The organism is Phenylobacterium sp., assembly GCF_036402295.1.
GTDB lineage: Bacteria > Pseudomonadota > Alphaproteobacteria > Caulobacterales > Caulobacteraceae > Phenylobacterium.
In genome coordinates, this window is the sequence record NZ_DASWTE010000255.1 from 1 (window position 1) to 4763 (window position 4763).

At 68.9% G+C, this 4763-nt stretch carries 8 protein-coding genes; 7 read left to right on the top strand and 1 reads right to left on the bottom strand.

Annotation, left to right across the window (positions count from 1 at the left end; genetic code table 11):
* Positions 1-100: 100 nt before the first annotated feature.
* From purE to VGD44_RS15605, 5 genes are read left to right on the top strand one after another with little or no spacing between them, the layout of a single operon-like run.
* Positions 101-580, top strand: a complete 480-nt coding sequence (gene purE / locus VGD44_RS15585) for a 5-(carboxyamino)imidazole ribonucleotide mutase (RefSeq protein WP_331088680.1) — start codon at positions 101-103, stop codon at positions 578-580.
* A 4-nt stretch (positions 581-584) separates the two neighbouring features.
* The gene (locus VGD44_RS15590; protein ID WP_331088683.1) at positions 585-1664 is read left to right on the top strand and encodes a 5-(carboxyamino)imidazole ribonucleotide synthase; all 1080 of its coding nucleotides are present in this window, start codon (positions 585-587) and stop codon (positions 1662-1664) included.
* Positions 1665-1677: 13 nt separating this feature from the next.
* Positions 1678-2259 carry a class I SAM-dependent methyltransferase gene (locus VGD44_RS15595; protein WP_331088686.1) on the top strand — a complete coding sequence of 194 codons (582 nt, stop codon included), beginning with the start codon at positions 1678-1680 and terminating at the stop codon, positions 2257-2259.
* A 60-nt stretch (positions 2260-2319) separates the two neighbouring features.
* Complete coding sequence (locus VGD44_RS15600) at positions 2320-2709, top strand: hypothetical protein (RefSeq protein ID WP_331088688.1); 390 nt, start codon at positions 2320-2322, stop codon at positions 2707-2709.
* Positions 2706-2903 carry a helix-turn-helix transcriptional regulator gene (locus VGD44_RS15605; protein WP_331088690.1) on the top strand — a complete coding sequence of 66 codons (198 nt, stop codon included), beginning with the start codon at positions 2706-2708 and terminating at the stop codon, positions 2901-2903. The genes VGD44_RS15600 and VGD44_RS15605 overlap by 4 nt, the downstream gene beginning before the upstream one ends.
* A gap of 1 nt (position 2904) precedes the next feature.
* On the opposite strand, the gene VGD44_RS15610 is transcribed toward VGD44_RS15605, so the two are convergent.
* Positions 2905-3561, bottom strand: coding sequence for a COQ9 family protein (locus tag VGD44_RS15610; protein WP_331088692.1), 657 nt, complete (start codon positions 3559-3561; stop codon positions 2905-2907).
* 160 nt (positions 3562-3721) lie between these two features.
* On the opposite strand from VGD44_RS15610, the gene rpsU reads away from it, so the two are divergent.
* Positions 3722-3955 (top strand): 30S ribosomal protein S21, encoded by a 234-nt coding sequence (rpsU, locus tag VGD44_RS15615; protein WP_068874644.1) that lies wholly within the window; start codon positions 3722-3724, stop codon positions 3953-3955.
* 191 nt (positions 3956-4146) lie between these two features.
* A partial coding sequence (locus tag VGD44_RS15620; RefSeq protein WP_331088694.1) for an ATP-dependent metallopeptidase FtsH/Yme1/Tma family protein occupies positions 4147-4763 on the top strand: 617 nt, incomplete at its 3' end.

Here is a 4763-nt window from a genome sequence, read left to right on the forward strand (position 1 = left end):
TACGGCGGTTAAGGGAATCTAACCGCTCTGCATTGTGCCGGCAAAGCCGGCGCCTATACTCCGCGCCCTTCCGGCACCCCCTCTAGGATTACGCATCGCAATGAGCGCGCCTGTCGCCATCATCATGGGCAGCCGATCCGACTGGCCCGTGCTGCGCCATGCCGCCGAGATGCTGGAGGGCCTGGGCGTGGCCTACGAGGCCAAGGTGGTCTCGGCGCACCGTACGCCCGAGCGGATGTACAGCTTCGCCAAAGGCGCCAAGGCCGCCGGTTTCAAGGTGATCATCGCCGGCGCCGGCGGCGCGGCGCACCTGCCGGGCATGACCGCCTCGCTGACCGACCTGCCGGTGCTGGGCGTCCCGATCGAGTCCAAAGCGCTGAAGGGCATGGATAGCCTGCTCTCCATCGTCCAGATGCCCGGCGGAATCCCGGTGGGCACGCTGGCCATCGGCGAGGCCGGGGCCAAGAACGCCGGCCTGATGGCGGCGCGGATCCTGGCCATTTCGGACGACGCGGTGGCGAAGCGGGTGGCCGAATTCGCCGCCGCCCAGACTGCCGGCGTCTCCGAGGCCGTCGAGTAGGATCATGGTCCACCTGCCACTCCCGCCCGGCTCCACCCTCGGCATCCTGGGGGGCGGACAGCTCGGCCGCATGCTGGCGCTGGCCGCCGCGCGGCTGGGCTTCGACGTGGCGGTGCTGGAGCGCGACGCCGACAGCCCCGCGGGCCAGGTCTCGAACCACACTATCGTCGGCGCCTACAACGATCCCGCGGCGCTGGAGAAGCTGGCCGCCGTCGCCAAGGTGGTGACCTTCGAGTTCGAGAACGTGCCGGCCGAAAGCGTCGTGGCGTTGCAGCGGCTGGGCTGCGAGGTGGCGCCGGGCCCGGAAGCGCTGGCCGTGGCCCAGGACCGCGTCGCCGAGAAGCAGTTCCTGAACGCCAGCGGCGCGCCGACCGTCGCCTTCGCTTCGGCCGACAGCGCCGAAGAGGCCGCCTCGGTCGCCGCCGTGATGGGCGCACCGCTGCTGATGAAGACCCGGCGCGAAGGCTACGACGGCAAGGGCCAGCGCTGGGTGGAGAACGTGGCCGACGCGGCGTCGACGTTCGAGGCGCTGGGCGGGGTTCCGGTGATCCTGGAGGCGCCGGCCGACTTCGTGCGCGAGCTGTCGATCATCGCCGCGCGCGGCCGCGACGGCGAGACGGCCGTCTATCCCCTGGCCGAGAACCACCACGAGAGCGGCGTCCTGCGCCGCACCCTGGCGCCCGCGAACGTCTCGCACCACGTGGCGCTGGAAGCCGAGAAGATCGCCGCGCGGGTGCTGAAGGGCCTGAACTATGTGGGCGTCGTCGGCATCGAGCTGTTCGAGCTGAAGGACGGCCGCCTGTTGGTGAACGAGATCGCGCCCAGGGTGCACAACACCGGCCACTGGACCCTGGACGGCTGTTCGGTCGACCAGTTCGAACAGCATATCCGCGCCGTGGCCGGCTGGCCGCTGGGGCCGACGATCCCGCACTCGCGCGTCGAGATGCTGAACCTGCTGGGCGACGAGGTGGACGGCTGGGCGAAGCTGGCCCACGAGCCCGACACGCGCATCCACCTCTACGGCAAGCGCGCCGCCAAGCCGGGGCGAAAGATGGGCCACGTGAACAAGGTGCGCATGCTGTAGCGCGGAGGGGCCGGTGAGCGTCGAGTTCTACGAGGAAAACGCCGAGGACTTCTTCCGCCGTTCGATCGACGCCGACATGGCCGCCGGCTGGCAGGCCTTCGCGGCGCTGCTGAAGCCAGGCGCCCGGGTGCTGGACGCCGGCTGCGGATCGGGCCGTGACGCTCTGGCGCTGAGCCGCATGGGCTTCGCGGTGACCGCCATGGAGGCTTCGCCGAAGCTCGCCACGCTGGCGCGCGCCCATACCGGCTTGCCGGTGCAGGTGCTGACTTTCGACCAGATCGCGTGGCGGGACGCGTTCGACGGGGTCTGGGCGTGCGCGTCCCTGCTCCACGTGCCGCGGGCCGAGCTGCCGGCGGTGATGACCCGCATTCGCGACGCACTCGTGGCCGGCGGCGCGTGGTGGATGTCGTTCAGGTACGGGACCGAGGAACGCCAGACGCCAGGTCGCCGCTTCACGGACCTCGACGAAGCCGGGGCCGAGTCGCTGCTCGCAAGCGTTGGCGGACTCAGCCTCGTCTCGATGGATGTCACGCAGGACGTGCGCCCCGACCGGGCGGGCGACCGCTGGCTGAGCATTCTGTGCCAGCGAACGTGATGTAAGGTTGACCTTACCTCCTGTCGATGTAAAGTTATCCTTACATCAACGGAGCCGCCGATGTCCTCCGCTCTTTCGCCCGCGCAGCGGTACCGCATCCGGACCATTGTGTTCATGACCGCCTACGTCGCCTTCAACGTCGCGGCGATCTTCGGCGCCTTCGACAGTCGCCAACCACCCGGGACGTGGTTCCTGGCGCTCGCCATCTCCGCGCCGGTGGTCGGCCAGATCTGGGCCACGCTCGCCTTCATGCGGGACTCCGACGAGTTCATCCGCGCCCTGACCGCACGTCGGTTCATCCTGGCGTCCGGCCTGGCCATGGCCGTCTTCACCACCTGGGGCTTCCTCGAGAGCTACGCCGACGCGCCGCACGCACCGGGCTGGCTGATCTTCGCGCTGTTCTGGGCCTGCTACGGCCTGGTGGCGCCCTTCGTGCGGACCACGCGATGAGGAACCGGCTGAGGGAATTGCGCACCGCCCGCGGCTGGACCCAGGAGGAGCTGGGCAGGAAGCTCGGCGTCTCGCGCCAGGCGGTGATCGCGCTGGAGGGCGACCGGCACGACCCGTCGCTGGACCTCGCCTACCGGATCGCAGCGCTGTTCGGCGAAGCGGTGGAGACGATCTTCATCAACCCCCACGGCTAACCTAGGGCGGAGATTCATTCCCGTACCGCGCCCGGCCAAGGCTCTGGGCGAGGCTCGTCGCCCACTCGCTGGGACGGAGCCTGGTCGTGGCCTTCCACTTCTCGAAGCGCATCACGTCCTCGATGCGGCGGTCGACGAAGCTGAGCGCCTCACCGCGTCCGGACGACACCTGGATCGCCAGCGCGCCGGTGACGATGCCGGCCAGGATCGCGCGCTTGGTGTAGTGGTTCTCGTCGGTGGCCTCGTCGCCGGCCCAGCGCCACAGGTGCTCGGCGGTCTCCCAGGCCAGGCGCGAGGCCAGCGGCGCCTGCAGGGGCAGCGCCAGGAAACCCATCCAGCGGGCCAGCACCGCCTCGTCCTGGGCGGCGGCGTCCAGGCGAGCCTCGACGGCCCGGCGGATGCGCTCGCGGATCTTCAGGTTATGAGGGTCGCCCAGCGACGCCAGCGCCCGGGCGTCGTGCCGCCGCGAGAGGAGGGCGGCGAGGTCGGTGGGGCCGTGTGGCAGGAGAAGCCCCGTCTCGCCTTCGGACATGCCGAGCGCCTTGCCGGCCAGCGCGACGGTCCGTCGTGTCCAGCCGTGGGCCGGAACCAGCGGCAGCGCCGCGTCGAGCAGCGCCTGCTCGGTGTCCTCGGCCCATTTCTGCGCTGGCGTCGTCATGGCCACTTATCTAGGCGGAGTGCGTGGACAGGGCGAGGCTCTTCTGCTATCTCGCCGCCCTCAAACCCGAAGGGTCCCACCTTTCGGGCGATCCATTTTTGCACGCTCGCCGCCTTAAGTCGGTCGAGGCGGGCGGCTAGCGTAGGCAGGAGAGGTTCCTCTGGTTCAGATTTTCGTCCGCGATAACAACGTCGATCAAGCTCTGAAGGCGCTGAAGAAGAAGATGCAGCGCGAAGGCTCGTTCCGCGAAATGAAGCGGCACGTCCACTACGAAAAGCCCTCGGAGAAGCGCGCCCGACAGAAGGCCGAGGCCGTTCGCCGCGCCCGCAAGCTGGCCCGCAAGCGCGCCCAGCGCGAAGGCCTGATCGCCGCGCCGAAGAAGCCGACGCGTTAAGACGCTCGTGCAGGCCTAAAAGCTGGCACGAATGATGCTTATTTGAGGGGCTGCGCCGCGGGCGCGGCCCTTTTGCGTTTTACAGCCAAGGCGCGATGTTGCGTCGCGTCAGGCTCGCGTAAAGTGGTCGATAAGCCCTCGGCGCCCTATCTTCGGTCCTTTCGCGCCGCCTTCATGGGAACGGTCCTCACATGAACCTTCGTAATCTCGTCATCTGGGGCGTCATCGTCGTCGTCCTGATCGGGCTCTATTCCATGATGACGGGCGGCGGCCGCGGGGCTGCCAGCAGCCGCGAAGTCACCTATACGCAGATGCTGCAGAAGGTGGACGCCGGCGAAGTGAAGTCGGCCGAGATCCGCGGCCCCGTGGTCGAGGTCACCGACCAGTCGAACCGCCAGTACACGACGGTCACGCCCAACAACCAGGACGACCTGGTGAAGCGCCTGGAGCAGCAGGGCGCCAACATCTCGGTGAAGGCCGCGGGCGGCTTCACCCTGGTGGGCCTGCTGCTGAACTCGCTGCCCATCCTGCTGCTGATCGGCGTCTGGATCTTCTTCATGCGCCAGATGCAGGGCGGCACGCGCGGCGCCATGGGCTTCGGCAAGTCGAAGGCCCGTCTGCTCACCGAGAACAAGAACCGCGTCACCTTCGAGGACGTGGCCGGCGTGGACGAGGCCAAGGAAGAGCTGACGGAGATCGTCGACTTCCTGAAGGACCCGCAGAAGTTCCAGCGCCTGGGCGGCAAGATCCCGAAGGGCGCGCTGCTCATCGGCCCGCCCGGCACCGGCAAGACCCTGATCGCGCGCGC

What these genes read in the sequence shown, in the direction of transcription:
- VGD44_RS15610 (WP_331088692.1), bottom strand. Translation starts at nt 3,561, where the DNA reads ATGACGACGCCAGCGCAGAAATGGGCCGAGGACACCGAGCAGGCGCTG.
- VGD44_RS15600 (WP_331088688.1), top strand. Translation starts at nt 2,320, where the DNA reads ATGTCCTCCGCTCTTTCGCCCGCGCAGCGGTACCGCATCCGGACCATT.
- VGD44_RS15590 (WP_331088683.1), top strand. Translation starts at nt 585, where the DNA reads ATGGTCCACCTGCCACTCCCGCCCGGCTCCACCCTCGGCATCCTGGGG.
- VGD44_RS15605 (WP_331088690.1), top strand. Translation starts at nt 2,706, where the DNA reads ATGAGGAACCGGCTGAGGGAATTGCGCACCGCCCGCGGCTGGACCCAG.
- purE (WP_331088680.1), top strand. Translation starts at nt 101, where the DNA reads ATGAGCGCGCCTGTCGCCATCATCATGGGCAGCCGATCCGACTGGCCC.